Origin of the sequence: Mesorhizobium loti, from assembly GCF_003148495.1 — a bacterium.
Lineage (GTDB): Bacteria > Pseudomonadota > Alphaproteobacteria > Rhizobiales > Rhizobiaceae > Mesorhizobium > Mesorhizobium loti.
Genome location: NZ_QGGH01000032.1, coordinates 1 through 13,546, shown reverse-complemented (window position 1 = coordinate 13,546; position 13,546 = coordinate 1). Strand labels below are relative to the sequence as shown.

Annotated in this window: 11 protein-coding genes and 8 pseudogenes; 4 read left to right on the top strand and 15 right to left on the bottom strand. The window is 60.7% G+C overall.

What is annotated here, in order from left to right; translation table 11 throughout:
• Positions 1-403: 403 nt before the first annotated feature.
• Positions 404-1,052, bottom strand: a pseudogene (locus C8D77_RS36680) (ATP-binding protein); the annotation flags it as partial.
• Positions 1,053-1,229: 177 nt separating this feature from the next.
• Here C8D77_RS36680 and C8D77_RS38715 point away from each other — a divergent pair.
• Positions 1,230-1,383, top strand: a pseudogene (locus C8D77_RS38715) (7-cyano-7-deazaguanine synthase); the annotation flags it as partial.
• Here the strand turns inward: C8D77_RS38715 and C8D77_RS36670 are convergent.
• The 5 genes and pseudogenes from C8D77_RS36670 to C8D77_RS36645 all read right to left on the bottom strand — a co-directional run.
• A pseudogene (locus C8D77_RS36670) lies at positions 1,384-1,704 on the bottom strand (7-cyano-7-deazaguanine synthase); the annotation flags it as partial.
• Positions 1,705-1,708: 4 nt separating this feature from the next.
• Positions 1,709-2,062: a 6-carboxytetrahydropterin synthase QueD gene (gene queD, locus C8D77_RS36665; RefSeq protein ID WP_109672793.1), complete on the bottom strand. Its 354-nt coding sequence runs from the start codon at positions 2,060-2,062 to the stop codon at positions 1,709-1,711.
• Positions 2,059-2,694 carry a 7-carboxy-7-deazaguanine synthase gene (queE, locus tag C8D77_RS36660; protein WP_109672790.1) on the bottom strand — a complete coding sequence of 212 codons (636 nt, stop codon included), beginning with the start codon at positions 2,692-2,694 and terminating at the stop codon, positions 2,059-2,061. Before queE ends, queD begins: the two co-directional genes overlap by 4 nt.
• A 198-nt stretch (positions 2,695-2,892) precedes the next feature.
• On the bottom strand, positions 2,893-3,354 hold the full coding sequence (locus C8D77_RS36650; protein ID WP_109672797.1) for an iron-sulfur cluster assembly scaffold protein: 462 nt from the start codon (positions 3,352-3,354) through the stop codon (positions 2,893-2,895).
• A 26-nt stretch (positions 3,355-3,380) separates the two neighbouring features.
• A complete protein-coding gene (locus tag C8D77_RS36645) occupies positions 3,381-3,701 on the bottom strand; it encodes a HesB/IscA family protein (RefSeq protein WP_109672788.1) in 321 nt (106 codons plus the stop codon).
• 1,413 nt (positions 3,702-5,114) lie between these two features.
• Here C8D77_RS36645 and C8D77_RS36635 point away from each other — a divergent pair.
• Positions 5,115-5,390: a transposase gene (locus tag C8D77_RS36635; protein WP_146211876.1), complete on the top strand. Its 276-nt coding sequence runs from the start codon at positions 5,115-5,117 to the stop codon at positions 5,388-5,390.
• 126 nt (positions 5,391-5,516) lie between these two features.
• On the opposite strand, the gene C8D77_RS39210 is transcribed toward C8D77_RS36635, so the two are convergent.
• Both C8D77_RS39210 and istB read right to left on the bottom strand, forming a co-directional pair.
• Complete coding sequence (locus tag C8D77_RS39210; protein WP_425453809.1) at positions 5,517-5,810, bottom strand: hypothetical protein; 294 nt, start codon at positions 5,808-5,810, stop codon at positions 5,517-5,519.
• Positions 5,811-6,524 (bottom strand): annotated as a pseudogene (gene istB, locus C8D77_RS36630) (IS21-like element helper ATPase IstB).
• 109 nt (positions 6,525-6,633) lie between these two features.
• Here istB and C8D77_RS36625 point away from each other — a divergent pair.
• A pseudogene (locus tag C8D77_RS36625) lies at positions 6,634-6,776 on the top strand (3-oxoacyl-ACP synthase); the annotation flags it as partial.
• A 54-nt stretch (positions 6,777-6,830) separates the two neighbouring features.
• Here C8D77_RS36625 and C8D77_RS36620 read toward each other — a convergent pair.
• From C8D77_RS36620 to wecB, 4 genes are all read right to left on the bottom strand, one after another.
• A complete protein-coding gene (locus tag C8D77_RS36620; RefSeq protein WP_245951983.1) occupies positions 6,831-7,124 on the bottom strand; it encodes a hypothetical protein in 294 nt (97 codons plus the stop codon).
• A gap of 29 nt (positions 7,125-7,153) precedes the next feature.
• A complete protein-coding gene (locus C8D77_RS36615) occupies positions 7,154-8,260 on the bottom strand; it encodes an IS5 family transposase (RefSeq protein ID WP_109672782.1) in 1,107 nt (368 codons plus the stop codon).
• 85 nt (positions 8,261-8,345) lie between these two features.
• Positions 8,346-8,552 carry a hypothetical protein gene (locus C8D77_RS36610; RefSeq protein ID WP_109672780.1) on the bottom strand — a complete coding sequence of 69 codons (207 nt, stop codon included), beginning with the start codon at positions 8,550-8,552 and terminating at the stop codon, positions 8,346-8,348.
• 351 nt (positions 8,553-8,903) lie between these two features.
• Positions 8,904-10,022, bottom strand: coding sequence for a non-hydrolyzing UDP-N-acetylglucosamine 2-epimerase (gene wecB / locus C8D77_RS36605; protein WP_245951985.1), 1,119 nt, complete (start codon positions 10,020-10,022; stop codon positions 8,904-8,906).
• A gap of 347 nt (positions 10,023-10,369) precedes the next feature.
• Between wecB and C8D77_RS36600 the strand changes: the two are divergent.
• Positions 10,370-10,603: pseudogene (locus C8D77_RS36600) on the top strand (transposase); the annotation flags it as partial.
• Here C8D77_RS36600 and C8D77_RS36595 read toward each other — a convergent pair.
• From C8D77_RS36595 to C8D77_RS36585, 3 genes and pseudogenes are all read right to left on the bottom strand, one after another.
• Positions 10,598-11,574 (bottom strand): annotated as a pseudogene (locus C8D77_RS36595) (IS256 family transposase); the annotation flags it as partial. The pseudogenes C8D77_RS36600 and C8D77_RS36595 overlap by 6 nt on opposite strands.
• Positions 11,575-12,142: 568 nt before the next feature.
• Positions 12,143-13,243 (bottom strand): IS110 family RNA-guided transposase, encoded by a 1,101-nt coding sequence (locus tag C8D77_RS36590; protein ID WP_245951984.1) that lies wholly within the window; start codon positions 13,241-13,243, stop codon positions 12,143-12,145.
• Positions 13,244-13,389: 146 nt separating this feature from the next.
• Positions 13,390-13,546, bottom strand: a pseudogene (locus tag C8D77_RS36585) (IS3 family transposase); the annotation flags it as partial.

Below are 13,546 nucleotides of genomic sequence, written 5' to 3'. Positions count from 1 at the left end.
TGTCCGGTATTTAATCGGAATCGCGTCCGGTTAATTCTCGGAATCGCGTCCGGTTTTTGATCGGAATGCCGTCCGGTAAATCGTCGGAATCCGCACCGATGCCGATGATCCGCGCGAGCAGGCGAACCATCGCGTGCGGGCCGTTCGCCGCAGCCGAGCCGCCGCCAGCCGGCGCAGGCGCTCCTGTTCGATGGCGCGGATCTGCGCGCGCACGAGGTTGAGCAGCTCAAGGAAGCGGTAGAGCTCGGCGCGGGTGTTGTCCGGCAGCGGCGTTCCCTCCGCCGTTCGGATGCTCTCCAGCCTGTCCGCGGCCTGGCGGAGGCTCAGCCGGAAGCTGCGGACGCCGAAGCGGGTATCGCGCGGCGATCTGGGAGAGACCTGCGCGACAATCTGGATGAGCCTCTCAGAGCGCGGTCATGGGCAAATTATCATGCTGATTGTCGCTGGCAAGGCTTTCGTCGTTTTCTGATTGTCGCCCCGCGATAAGCTCGTGGGTGTTTTTGATTGTCGCGTAGGAGGCAGGCCTGCCGCGCTGGCGTTTGGCTTCCATGGCGGATCTGCGCCGGTAGCTTTCGACATTCATCTCGAAGATCGTTGCGTGATGAACAAGTCGGTCGAGCGCGGCGAGGGTCATGGCGGGGTCCGGAAAGACCCTGTTCCCTTCTCCAAAGGGCTGATTGGCGGTGATCATGATGGAACGCCGCTCATATCTTGCGCAGATGAGTTCGAAGAGCACGCTCGTTTCGGCCTGGTCTTTGGTGATGTAGGCCAGATCGTCGAGGACCAGCAGATCGAACTTGTCGAGCTTTGCGATGGCGGATTCGAGCTGCAGCTCACGCCGTGCGACCTGAAGCTTCTGGACGAGATCGGTGGTTCGGGTGAACAGCACGCGCCAGCCGTTCTCGATGAGGGCGAGCCCAATAGCTGCAGCGAGATGCGACTTTCCGCCGCCGGGCGGGACCAAACAACAGGATATTGGCACCCTTTGCGAGCCAGCTGTCGCCGGCGGTCATGGCCATGACCTGCGCCTTGGAGACCATCGGTGCGGCATCGCTTCGCAACCCGGACCAGCTCCGCCCAGCGAGCGCTAAGCGCGGTGCACTGGGATATGTCTATGTTCGCGGTCTCCGCCATAGCAGGTGTGGCTCCCTCGCAGATGAGCTTCACCAGCGCCTCGCCGCCCAGCCAATCCGCCCGCGCCCAGGTCTGCGCCTTGTCGCGCTGCATGGGCCGCGATAGCTTACCGAATGGGCGCGAAACCCCTCGTAATCGGCGTGTCCGAGACGGATCGTTTCAGCTACCCGGATTGTCGAGATGACGCAGTTAAGGCGATGCAACTTGCCCTGCCTTGGAATGGAGAAGCGTGTCATCATTCACACACCCCCCAGGCACGAAGGTATTTGTTATGCCGTTCGCGTTCAGTGCGATCTCGACGTCGCGCGTGAGCGCGGTATCACTGATTTGACCGAGCACGGCCATGTCAATCATGTGGTCCTCGCCTAGTCGACCACGCCAGGCCGGAAAGTCTGTTCGAATGCGCTCGATCAGGTAAGGCCGCAAATCGAGCTCGATCCGATGCCGCTGCCCATAGTCGAAGCCGATTGTCTCGACGCGCTCGAAGTTCTCCAGCGCCCAAGCCAGGCAGGTTGTCGAATCCTGGCCGCCGGAGAAAAGGACGAGTGCGGTTCCCGGATCTCGTTGCATCGGGTCAACCCTCGTATTCAGCCCAGCACAGCGGCGTCTCATAGACCGTTACCGAGCACATTTGGCCAAGAAGCGGCTTGGTTTGGTTCCAGATCCAGACCGCAATATTTTCCGCGGTCGGATTTTCGAGACCCTCAATCTGATTCAGACACTGATGGTCGAGACGTTGCAGAAGCGGTCCGAACACAGCCTCGACATCGAAGAAATCGATGACAAAGCCCGTGTCTGGATCGACGGGCCCTTCCAGACGCAGTTCCACACGGTATGAGTGGCCATGCATGCGGTGACAGCGGTGGGTCTCTGGCACGCGCGGAAGACAGTGCGCTGCCTCGAAGGTGAAAGCTTGCGTGATTTTCATGGGATCCCTAGAAACTTGTGGGTTTGAAGGCTCAAGCGCCAACGTGGGTTGGCAAAACAATAGGCCACCGCGGCGGCCGTATTCGCATCGCGCTCGAGTCCATCCATCGGCTGAAGCAAAAGGTGCTCAAACGCGAGAACTTCGAAATGTTCGGGCTCCGCGCCAATCTGAGGATATACAAGCTTTAGCTCGTCCCCTGCCATGACCACGAGGCGTGCATTGCATTTCGGACTGACGCACAGCCAGTCGATGCCGGCGGGTGTGGGGATGGTACCGTTGGTCTCCACGGCAATTTCAAACGCCAAGGAATGCAGCGCTTCCAGGAGCTCTTCATCGATCTGGAGGAGGGGTTCCCCTCCGGTGAGCACGACAAGACGCCGCCCAGTACGCGTCCCGCGCCAGGCTTGTTCGACCGCCAACGCAAGCTCTTGTGCGGTGGCAAAATGTCCGCCACCGGGGCCATCGACCCCAACGAAATCGGTGTCGCAGAATCCGCAGAATGCTCTCTTCCGGTCGCCTTCACGTCCCGACCAAAGGTTACAGCCGGCAAAACGACAAAATACGGCAGCCCGCCCGGCATTTCGTCCTTCACCCTGAAGGGTATAGAAAATTTCCTTGACCGCATATGACATTGCTTAAGCGGCCTTCGAGCGAGCAAGGGAGGATCTCTGCTGGCTTACGAGACGTGGCAAAAGATGGGAAATGTCCCACTGCACGTTTTGCACTCGCCCGAACTCCACGCAGAATTAGGTTTCAGCGGGGGAAGGCTGCGGGGAAGGGCTCTGGCTCCTCGAAGCCTGTCACCACGAGAAACGCCTCTATAACGTCGCTCATGGCGATGATGCCTTGACGAGGACGAGGCGTGAGAATCCTGGTGTCTCCTCGAAAGCCTTCCTAACCGCACGGAAGAACTCGCTCATCAGCCGCAAGCCGCGCTCCAGGATGAGGCGGTCGAGCGATGAGTATGTCGTGTGCGGCGGCAGGGCGCCGAGAAAATCCGCCATGTCCTGATCGGTGATCCGAAGGGCTTCATCGATGGTCTTGCCGACGATGAATTCGGTAAATGTCGAGGAAGCGGTTATGGCCGAGCCGCGGCCGAAGGTCTGGAACGTTGCGGCAGTAATCGTCTCGGTCTTGGGGTCGAAACCCATTATCAATTTAAGCCCGTCGCCGCAGGCGACGGCGCCGACCTCGCCGGCCGCATTGGGGGTGTCCAAAGCGCCGACATTGTGCGGGTTGATGAAATAGAGCTTGTCGCTGAAGAGGTAGACGTTGTCGGTATTATCCCGCACGGCGCCGATCCTTGTCGTGATGGCGGCTAGCCGAAGGACTTGCCGCAGGCGCATTTGTCCCGCGCATTGGGATTGTCGAAGACAAAGCCCGATGACTCCAGGCCCGTGACGAAGTCGACGGTCGTGCCGGCGAGATGGGGCTGGGAGCTTGCGTCAACGAACACCTTGACCCCGTCCGTCTCCATAACGGCATCCCCCTCACGCGAGACGCTTTCCAGACCCATCAGGTATCTGAGGCCGGCGCAGCCGCCCGCCTCGACCATGATGCGAAAGCCTTCCGCCGGTTCGTCGACGCGGGAAAGCGCGGCCTTGACGGCGGCGACGGCGTTTTCAGTGAGTGTGATCATGGGACTATTTTCTTGCTGATGCGTTCGCAAGCCACACTGCAGAGAACGTGCCAGAGAGGAAAATTCAATTAAAACAGTTGGTTGAAGAATTTGACGCCCTGTCTCACATCCAACAATTGTCGGATGTCGGACAGGGTGAAACCTTGCGTACAGAAGCGGCATTGGACACATCGCTAGCGTCGTCGCCTGAGCCAGCGTTTTCGATCATATGAATGTTGACCGGTGTAAGGGTGGGAACTCTTAAGTCGTGCTGCGCTCCAAAAGCCGCGCCATCGTCACCACACAGTGCGATGGCGAACACCGGGGGGTCGATAGCCGCATTGATCGCGCGCGATCGATTCTGCGTCGGTCGTGGGTACCGAACACCACTCGCATGCTCGGCCCGTGGCCTGTAGCGCGGCCGCCACCTCGCGAGGCCCGACTGAGGCATTATATGCCGTGAAGCCAGGAGGTGGGCCAACGCGCCGCCCAGGGAACAGCGCAATCACCGCCACCGGTCACGGCCACGATTAGAGGCCGCGGTCAGTTCCAGGTCTGTCGCCAATTCGCGGTCTGGCTCGTCCGCGTTCCAAAACGAAACTCGAGCGAGCACCGGTCTCGCCGTCACATCGAAGGAGAGACATCGCTATCTGCCAACAGCTACTCGTCGGCAGGATCCCGTCACAGCTGGCGTAGAGAAATACCAAAGCATTCGTGGTTGCAGTCATGCTGGAAAAACCGGTGCGGTTGTGTCAGTCGCCCCTGCCAACAACGCCGCCGAGAGCGTTGCCGCAAAGGCGGGTACTGACTGTCACGCTATCGCTATCCAGAGCGATGCAACAGATTCGTCAAACAAGTTTACAGACTCTTTGCGAATGCAAGTCGCTGACCATGATACGTTCGCTTTAAGTCTGATTGGCCGAAACTAACCGTCGAAATCGATAGTTTTGAACGCCTGAACATGGAACCTGCCGCGTTGATCGCGAGCCGCATACCAGAGAGGCCCTTGATGGATCGACATTTTCGAAGCTTACGAGTCTAACGTTCGTCGCTATGGACGATCGTTTCCGACGGTCTTTAAAAAATCGCTTGGGGCGAAATATGGGACGAGGCCGACAAACCCTATATTGATTTCCTTGTTAGGTCCTGCGCACTCAACTACGGTCATAACAACCCGGATATTATTGCGCCGGCAATTCAATATCTCGCTGATAAAAATATTGTCTTGTCGCTTGATATGTATACATCTGCAAAGCGCGATTTCATCGAGTGTTTGTCGAGTCGATCCTAAAGCCCAAGGGCCTTTCTTACAAGATACGGTTCCTGGGCCAACCGGGACAAACGCTAACGAAGCGGCGTTGGCGCTGGTGACCTGCCACGGGTAATTTCCTCCAGTTGGGATTAGAGTCCGGCCTCGTTTTGAAGGACGGACTGATGAAGAGAAAGCGGTTTACGGAAGAGCAGATTATCGCGGTGCTGCGCGAGCACGAGGCGGGGGCGAGGCGGGCGATCTGGCCCGCAAGCACGGGGTCAGCGAGGCGACACTGTATAAACTGGAAGGCGAAGTATGGCGGGATGGACGTATCCGACGCCAAGCGCCTGAAGGCTCTGGAAGACAAGAATGCGAAGCTGAAGAAGCTGCTCGTCGACCAGATGCTGGAAGCCTCGGTATGGCTCGATCAGGATGAGACGGCGTATTGCCTCACGTAACGATGCTCCCCGAGATTCAAGCGTTGCCTCATCCATTTTTGCTCCCGGCTTGGGGCGAAGGAAGCCGGGCGCGGAGATGGCCGGGGTTTCGCAGCGCCCGGCCTCCTTCGCGAGCGCCACGGCGCCTCAGTGTGGCCTTGCGATCTCCAGGATCGGCGGCTCCTTGTCCAAGGGACCAAACAGCAACGCGTCCGCCTGTTCGCTGCGCCAGACCTTCAGCCGACGCTTAAGTGCTCGAAGCAGTTTGTCCGGGTAGTCGCCGGGATACTCGGCCTGCAGTCGTGACAGAAGTTCGCTGGTTTCTGATTGCCGCTCCGCGACAAGTTCTTGGGTGTTTTTGATTGTCGCGTATGAGGCTGGTCTGCCGCGTTGGCGGTTGGCTTCCATTCCGGATCTGCGCCGAAAGCTTTCGACATTCATCTAGAAGATCGTTGCGTGGTGGACGAGGCGGTCGACCGCGGCGAGCGTCATAGCGGGGTTCGGGAAGACCCTGTTCCATTCCCCAAAGGGCTAATTGGCGGTGATCATGATGGAACGCCGCTCGTAACGGGCGGAGATGAGCTCGAAGAGCACGCTCGTTTCGGCCTGGTCCTTGGTGACGTAGGCCAGATCGTCGAGGATGAGCAGATCGAAGTTGTCGAGCTTGTCCATGGCGGATTCGAGCTGGAGTTCACGCCGCGCAACCTGAAGCTTCTGGGCGAGATCGGTGGTGCGGCTGAACATCACGCGCCAGCCGTTCTCGATCAGCGCAAGGCCGGCGACTGCGGCGAGATGGCTCTTGCCGCCGCCGGGCGGCCAGAACATGAGGACGTTGGCGCCCTTTGTGAGCCAACTGTCGCCGGCGGTGATCGCCATGACCCTGGGCCTTAGAGACCATGAGCCCGTCATCGAAGGCAAAGCTGTCGAGCGTCTTTCCGGCGGCAGGTGCGCCCCGGCGAGATGCCTTTCGATCCTGCAATGGGCACGTTCGGCCAGTTCATGCTCGGCGATGGCCGAGAGGAAGCGCGCGGCCGGCCACCTCTCCCGATCCGCCTGTTCGGCAAATTGCGGCCAAAGCGTCTTGATCGTCGGCAGCCTCAGTTCGTTGAGCATGATGCCGACCCGAGTTTCGTCGATAGTGTGGGCGCTCTCCATGCGGCTTCTCCCGCATACGTCGTGCCGGTGGCGGAGATCGCCGCCGCAAGCCTGGGCAGCATGCGCAAGACGGCGAATCACCCGCTTGCGCGGCAGGTTCGGGTTGCAGGCCGGCATCGATCGCAAGGAGATCGGCCTGCTGCTGCTTGCCACGTCGACACCGGACCATCTGCTGCCGCCGAGCGCGCGCTAGTGGCGCACAGGCTCGGCCTTGAAAGGGCCGGCGGGGCCGACCTCGCGGGCGCGCCTGCTTCAGAACCTGGTTACCGAGTGATCCGCCGCAACGACGCGATCACGCCTTTCGATCTAACAGGCCGTTGAAGAAGTCCACTTGCGGGCGACGAAATCAGCTTCGTCGCCGCCATGGAAGCAGATTTGTCCGGTGATAGAGCTGTCTGGTTGGATTTCAGCCCAGCCATCGCCTTGGGCTTCGTCCATTTCGTCATTGCCCTGCCAGGAGAAGGCGACATTGTTGCCGTCGCCCGCGCCGAAGATCTGCCCGGTGACGCAGCCGAAGGCGAATTCGCCGGAGCCATCGGCCGCGAACTCAATGTAGGCGGGTTCCATCATGTCGCGATAATCCTCGACATAGTCGGGCATCGCGACGATCCGCCAACGGCCGGTGAGGCTCATGCCGGCGCTGCCAGCAGTTTGGGTAAGCGGATCAGATTGTAGGCCGCCAGGTTCAAGGTGAAGGCCGCGCCCACACGGGCGCATCCTCGCAGCTTGACCTTGGCCATGCCGGCCGAGGCCTTGATCCAACCGAACACCTCCTCGATCCGCTTGCGGCAGCGCTGGCTGACATCATAGCCCGGATGGCGCTTCGTGCGGTCATCGATCGCCGTCACGCGAGGCTTGCCGGTTTTGCTCAGATGGCCGTCGACGGCGATGTGCGGCGTGACCTTGCGCTCGCGCAGGTCCTTGATGAACTGGCGCACGTCATAGGCCTTGTCGGCGCCCAGTGTGATGCGCCGCCGCGACGGTCTGCGGTCCAACATGGCGAGCGCGGCATCACGCTCGCCTGTGCCCGTGGCCTGGGTAATGCCGCCATCAACCGCAAGCCCATGACGGTTCTCCATCAGCGCATGCCCCAGATAGCAGAGCTTCGCCGGCTGCCCGTCGCCCTTCTTGTAGAGCCGCGCCTGCGGATCGCTCGTGCTCTGGTGTGTGTCGTTGGAGCGCTTCTCCTTATGAAAGCCGCGCTCGGCGTTACGCCCCGCCCCATCCGGGCCGTTATCGTCCCCGTCCTTGCGGCGGAAGCTCTTGATCGAAGCCCAGGCCTCGATCAGCGTCCCGTCCACCGAGAAGTGATCCGACGACAAAAGCCGCTTCACCCTTGGCTGAGCAAGCACCGCGCGCAGAAACTTGGCCGCGATCTCACCTTCCAACAGCCGATCCCGGTTCTTGGTGAAGCTCGAATGATCCCAGGCCGGATCGTCAACGCCAAGCCCGACGAACCAGCGGAACAGAAGATCAAACTCCATCCGCTCCATCAACTGACGCTCCGAGCGAATGCCGTAGAAGGCCTGCAACAGCATCGCACGCAGCAACCGCTCCGGCGCGATCGACGGGCGGCCGAGCCCCGGCGGATACAGCACCGCAAAATCGCCGTCCATCGCCACAAGAGCCGCGTTCACGATCTCCCGTATCACCCGCAGCGGATGGCCACGTCGAACACGCGCCTCAAGGTCGACATAGGAAAATAGCGAACCTGTCCGTTCGTCTAAGCCGCGCATCCACAAATCCCCAATCGTTCGGGGAGCAGTGAATCACGCTCCAAACAACCGCGCCAGCACTTCTTCAACAGCCTGCTAACCAAGGTCACGTCGCGCTGACCAAAGCCTTCCTCGCGGTCGAGGACTCCACGGCGGCCGGCTCGCGGCGCGTCCACGACGTAGCGAGCAACTGACGGCGCAGGTCATCGCCGCTCTCGCCTGCCGGGCCGATGCTGGCCGCACCTTCCACATCGAGGAGGTGCAGCAGGACCAGGTCGAAATGGCGCTGATGGCGATGCGCGGCGAACGTCACAAAATAGCGCCGCCTATGTACTTTATCGCGAGGAGCGGGCAAGCGAGCTCGCGCAAGAGAGAGCGACTGCCGCCGGACCCGCGCAGCCTTCACTGCAGGTGAAGGGTGGACCGCGCGCTGGCACCGGTCGATGAGGCCCTCTTGTCGCGCATGGTCAAGGAGGCCCGCGAAGGACTGGATGTCGTCCCTGCCGCACCGGTCCTGACCCAAGCCTGCCGTAATTCTACGACGGCATCTCGCTCGACGAACTCTCTCTGGCACAGATCTTGGCCGTGCGTACCATGATCGAACAGGAGCCAACTACGCCTATGTCTCGGCCCGCCTGGTCACGCCACTGACTTCTGATGCCCATTACTCGCGTCCCGTCTGTGCAGCGAAATATCTCGCGATTGCATCGATAACCCGGGTTGTCGCCTTTCCATCGCCGTAGGCGTCCACGGGCTTGGCCATTCGCAAGTATTCGTCCGGATCGCACAGCAGACGGCTCGCTTCACTCACGATGCGCGCGGTGCTGCGGCCCACAAGGCGCGCCGTGCCAGCTTCGACAGCCTCAGGCCGCTCGGTGATGTCCCTTAAAATAAGCGTCGGTTTGCCGAGGGAAGGGCCTTCTTCCTCTGCGCCGCTGCTATCTGAGATGATGATGTGCGAGCGCAGCATCAGGCTGCAGAAATTCCGGTACGGTAGCGGATCCACCACCGTAATATTCGCCTGGTCGCTCAGATAGGGCAACATGACTTCGCGCACTGCCAGGTTCTTGTGCAATGGGACGATCACACGAACGTTTTCCTGGAATGACAGGCGCACCAGGGCTCTTGCGATCTCGTGCATCGGTGCACCCCACGACTCGCGTCGATGTGCTGAGGCGACTACGATTCGCCGGGTATCGTTGTTGAGATCGGCAAGTGCGGGCTCGGCGAAGGCGGGAGCATTTTCGGCCGCCCAGCGAAGGGCATCGACGACCGTGTTGCCGGTGACCGCGACACGATCCTCACGCACACCTTCGCGGACAAGGTTTTCGCTGCTTCGGATGGTCGGCGCCAGGTGGAGATCCGCTATCTGGGCAACGAGGCGCCGATTGGCCTCCTCTGGATATGGTGATGCGATGTTGCCGCTGCGTAAGCCTGCCTCGAGATGGATGATGGGGATACGGTGCTGGAAGGCGGCCAGAGCGGCTGCCAAGGTGCTCGCGGTGTCGCCATGAACGATCACTGCGTCCATTCCCCATTGGTCAATTTGCCCGGAGAGCATTTCCAGTATCCGATATGTGACCTGCGACAAGGTCTGGCGAGGCTGCATTATGTTTAGTTCGATATCCGGTCGAATACTGAATTCCATTAAAGTAATATCGAGCATTTCGCGATGCTGCCCCGTGGAAACAACGAGTGGCTCGAACCTGCGGTCGAGCTTCATTGCGTTGATGACTGGGGCGCATTTAATCGCCTCAGGACGAGTACCGAAAATGAATGCCACTTTGCGCAATATCGTCTCTCCAATGAATCTGAGGCGCTCTCTACTGACCACTACTGGTGGTCGTGCCTCGCGTGTGCGTTGGGGGCCGGCGACCGCAGTTGCCAAGGAATTGCATTAGGGGCCCTGTAGGGGCCATCCATTTGGGCCGACCTGCCGTCACTCCTCCACGAATAGACGCAAAACTCGTGCCTATTTGGCTGATCGAGCTGAACAAAAACTTTGTGATTGCTTTACAGCTATTTAGCCAATGGAATAAAACGAGATTGTGGTCACGAACCCGACAGAGGCGACAGCCGGCGGGGATCTGGTCTACGAGGAGAAATTGGTTGGACCGTCCCTCGAAGCACGCCAGCTACGAGAAGGTGCGCGAGGCCGGCGTCGTCATGAGCCAGGCGGTGCAGTTTGCGCTCGGCATCGACTGGGACGGCCGGCGCCAGATCCTGGCCGTGGAGATGGCCAATCGCGAGAGCCGCTCGGCCTGGAAGGACTTCCTCGTGGCGCTGAAGGCGCGCGGCCTTAGGGGCGTCGAACTGGCCGTATCCGGCGATCATGCCGGCCTGGTCGCAGCGATCGGCGAGGTAGGCCAGCACGTCGGGCTCCGGCGTCATCCATGATTGTCGCCAGCTTCGGCACCTTCGGGCGGATCTGGTCGGCGACGGCGCGCCATTGGGTGCTGGCGGCTTCCGAGGTCTCTTGAGCAAATGCGGTGGCGATGAAGGCCGAGACGACCCTGCGGCCGCTCTTGCCGGCATGGGCCAGCACGTTCCTCATGAAGTGGACGCGGCACCTCTGCCATGTCGCGCACAGCACCTTGGTGACGGCCGCCTTGAGGCCTTCGTGGGCATCGGAGACGACGAGCTTGACGCCGCGCAGGCCGCGACGTGTCAGCTTGCGCAGGAACTCCGTCCAGATCGGCTCGGCCTCAGACGTGCCGACCTCCATGCCCAGCACCTCGCGCCGACCGTGTGCGTTGACGCCGACGGCGATGATGACGGCGACCGAGACGATGCGGCCGCCGCGGCGCACCTTCAGGTAGGTGGCGTCGATCCACAGATATGGCCAATCGCCCTCGATCGGCCGATCGAGGAAGGCCTTCACCTTGCCGTCGATCTCCTCGCACAGCCGCGAGACCTGGCTCTTCGAAATGCCGCTCATGCCCATGGCCTTGACCAAGTCGTCGACCGACCGGGTCGAGATGCCTTGCACATAAGCTTCCTCACGGCAAATGCCTTGCATTTGTCCGGAGATGACGGCGGTCAGCGCCTTCTCGGCCATGCGGCGCGGTTCGAGGAAACCTGGGAAGTAGCTTCCCTTCCTGAGCTTCGGGATGCGCAACTCGACCGTGCCGGTCCGCGTCTCCCAGTCCCGGTCGCGGTAGCCATTGCGCTGGGCGAGCCGCAGTGGATTCTTCTCGCCATAGGTGGCGCCGGTGGCCGCGCCCACCTCCATTTCCATCAGCCGCTTCGGCGGCAAAGCCGATCATATCCCGCAGGAGATTGGCATCCGGGGTCTTCTCCACGAGCGCGCGCAGGTTCATCATGTCGTCGGTCATCGGTGGTCCTTCCGAAATGGGTTGGCGTCAACAACCAAACCCTATCGGAAAGCGCCGATGACCACCGCAAAGCCGCTCACTCCCTTGTATGGGGTGATCTTTGTCAACGTGATCTTTCAGTCGTTCCGTCTCCTTGTTCAGCCGGTGGCGCCCATTTGTTCCTGCTTCGGCCCCGGGGTTCATCGGGCGCCGCGCGCAGTGACGGTCAAGGGTGGGCCTCTGGCCATCGCGAAGCGAATTGCCCTTGATGGTCACGAGCACGGCGGCAGCGTTACATTGAGCCGGCAGGTGCTGTTCGTAGAGGTCTACAATCTGCAAACCGAGGGGAGCTCGCCATCAGGCGCTATAAACGCGCCGCAAGCTTGTATGCGGTTGATCCTCCCGGATCGAAAACCATGATGCAGCCATACGCGTCGGCGGCGAAGCTCCGGGCGGTGGGCCCATTCTACAGCGCGGCGTCGTAAGCCATGTGAGTGACCGGGATCACCACCACCTCGGATCGTTATCGGCAGACGCTATTGCAGCTGCCAAACTTCAATGCTTGTCCTGTCGAACGCTCCTCCATGCTTTATACCGGACGCAGGGCTACTCCCGTCGGGATCTCGCCGGTCGTGACAAGTCGCCAGAATGCAATCAGTAGCTTGCGCGCCAAAGCCACGATCATCGTCTTGCGCGTACCGCCACGGCCATCGGCCGTTCTCGCGCAAAACCAGTGCGCCAGCGCGCTGTCCTTTTGGTATTGGAGGAACCGCCAAGCCAACAGGATCATGCCATAGCGGACGCGAGCGTTGCCGGCCCGCGCAAGACCTTTCTCGCGCCTGCGTTGGCCGCTCTCATCCGGCGCCCCGGTAAGTCCGGCATAGCGGGCGACAGCTCTCCGATCACGCAGGCGGCGTGAGAGAATCTCGTTCACCAGCATGTCCGCAGTCTCGATACCGACACCGATAATCCGCGCAAGAAGGCGAACCATTGCGAGCGGACCCTTCTCCGTGTCCAGAACCACCGAGAGCTGCCGCAACCGCTCCTGTTCGATCTCGTGGATTTGTTCACGCAACAGGTGAAGCCGTCCGAGATTACGGCGCAACTCGGCTCGGCTTCGTTCCGGTAGGGGCATACCTTCCGCCGTATGCAGAGCTTCCAGTTTCTCGGCAGCTTTGCGCAGATTGGGTTTGAAGGTGCGAATGCTGAAGCGAGCGAGGATTGCCTTGATGCGGTTGACGATCCGTGTACGTTCGCGGACGAGATTGTCTCGTTCACGGTTCGGACGGCGGGCCTCCTCCTCATTGATGGTTGGGACGGCTGCCATGCTGCAATGGCGCTTCTCGCCCCGCAGCCAGCCAAGAAAGGCGCGCATCAGCAGTTCGGTATCGAGGCGATCAGTCTTGGCACGCCGATGTTCACGGGAAACCGCGACGCTCGATGGATGTATGACATAAGCTTCGACAGCGCGCGCCTGGAGCCAGCGCGCCAACCAAAAGCCGTCGCGTCCAGCCTCATAGGCGACAACGATGCGCCGGACTTCACGCCCGGCTTGGATGGCTTCGCTGCGCCAGCGGCGCAACAGCCTGAACACCGAGTCCGGATCGGCATCGAGCTTCTTGAGAGGGTTACGTTCAAAGCCAGGGACCGTCGCAGCAATGAGCCATTTTGTCTGGCTCATCTCAATCACTGCGACCAACGTGCTGTCCTGATCAGGTAAGGGATTTGCTTGCATCAAAGGATGGTGACATGGGGCGCTCCTTGGGTAGCTGCTCAACAGCGCCGAGGGTGCCACACTGAATCGCGCCGGGTTTTCTGGAGGCCGTTTCATTTGAGTCACGCGGCCATGGCTGGTTCATCCAGCATGGCGTAGTAGCGTTCCTCGGCTTCGGCCGGCGGGATGTTGCCGATGGGCTCCAGCAGCCGGCGATTATTGAACCAGTCGACCCATTCGAGCGTAGCGAACTCGACGGCTTCGAAGTTACGCCATGGT

What these genes read in the sequence shown, in the direction of transcription:
- C8D77_RS36635 (WP_146211876.1), top strand. Translation starts at nt 5,115, where the DNA reads ATGAAGAGAAAGCGGTTTACGGAAGAGCAGATTATCGCGGTGCTGCGC.
- C8D77_RS36645 (WP_109672788.1), bottom strand. Translation starts at nt 3,701, where the DNA reads ATGATCACACTCACTGAAAACGCCGTCGCCGCCGTCAAGGCCGCGCTT.
- C8D77_RS36620 (WP_245951983.1), bottom strand. Translation starts at nt 7,124, where the DNA reads ATGCCCGACTATGTCGAGGATTATCGCGACATGATGGAACCCGCCTAC.
- C8D77_RS36615 (WP_109672782.1), bottom strand. Translation starts at nt 8,260, where the DNA reads ATGCGCGGCTTAGACGAACGGACAGGTTCGCTATTTTCCTATGTCGAC.
- queD (WP_109672793.1), bottom strand. Translation starts at nt 2,062, where the DNA reads ATGAAAATCACGCAAGCTTTCACCTTCGAGGCAGCGCACTGTCTTCCG.
- C8D77_RS39210 (WP_425453809.1), bottom strand. Translation starts at nt 5,810, where the DNA reads ATGAATGTCGAAAGCTTTCGGCGCAGATCCGGAATGGAAGCCAACCGC.
- queE (WP_109672790.1), bottom strand. Translation starts at nt 2,694, where the DNA reads ATGTCATATGCGGTCAAGGAAATTTTCTATACCCTTCAGGGTGAAGGA.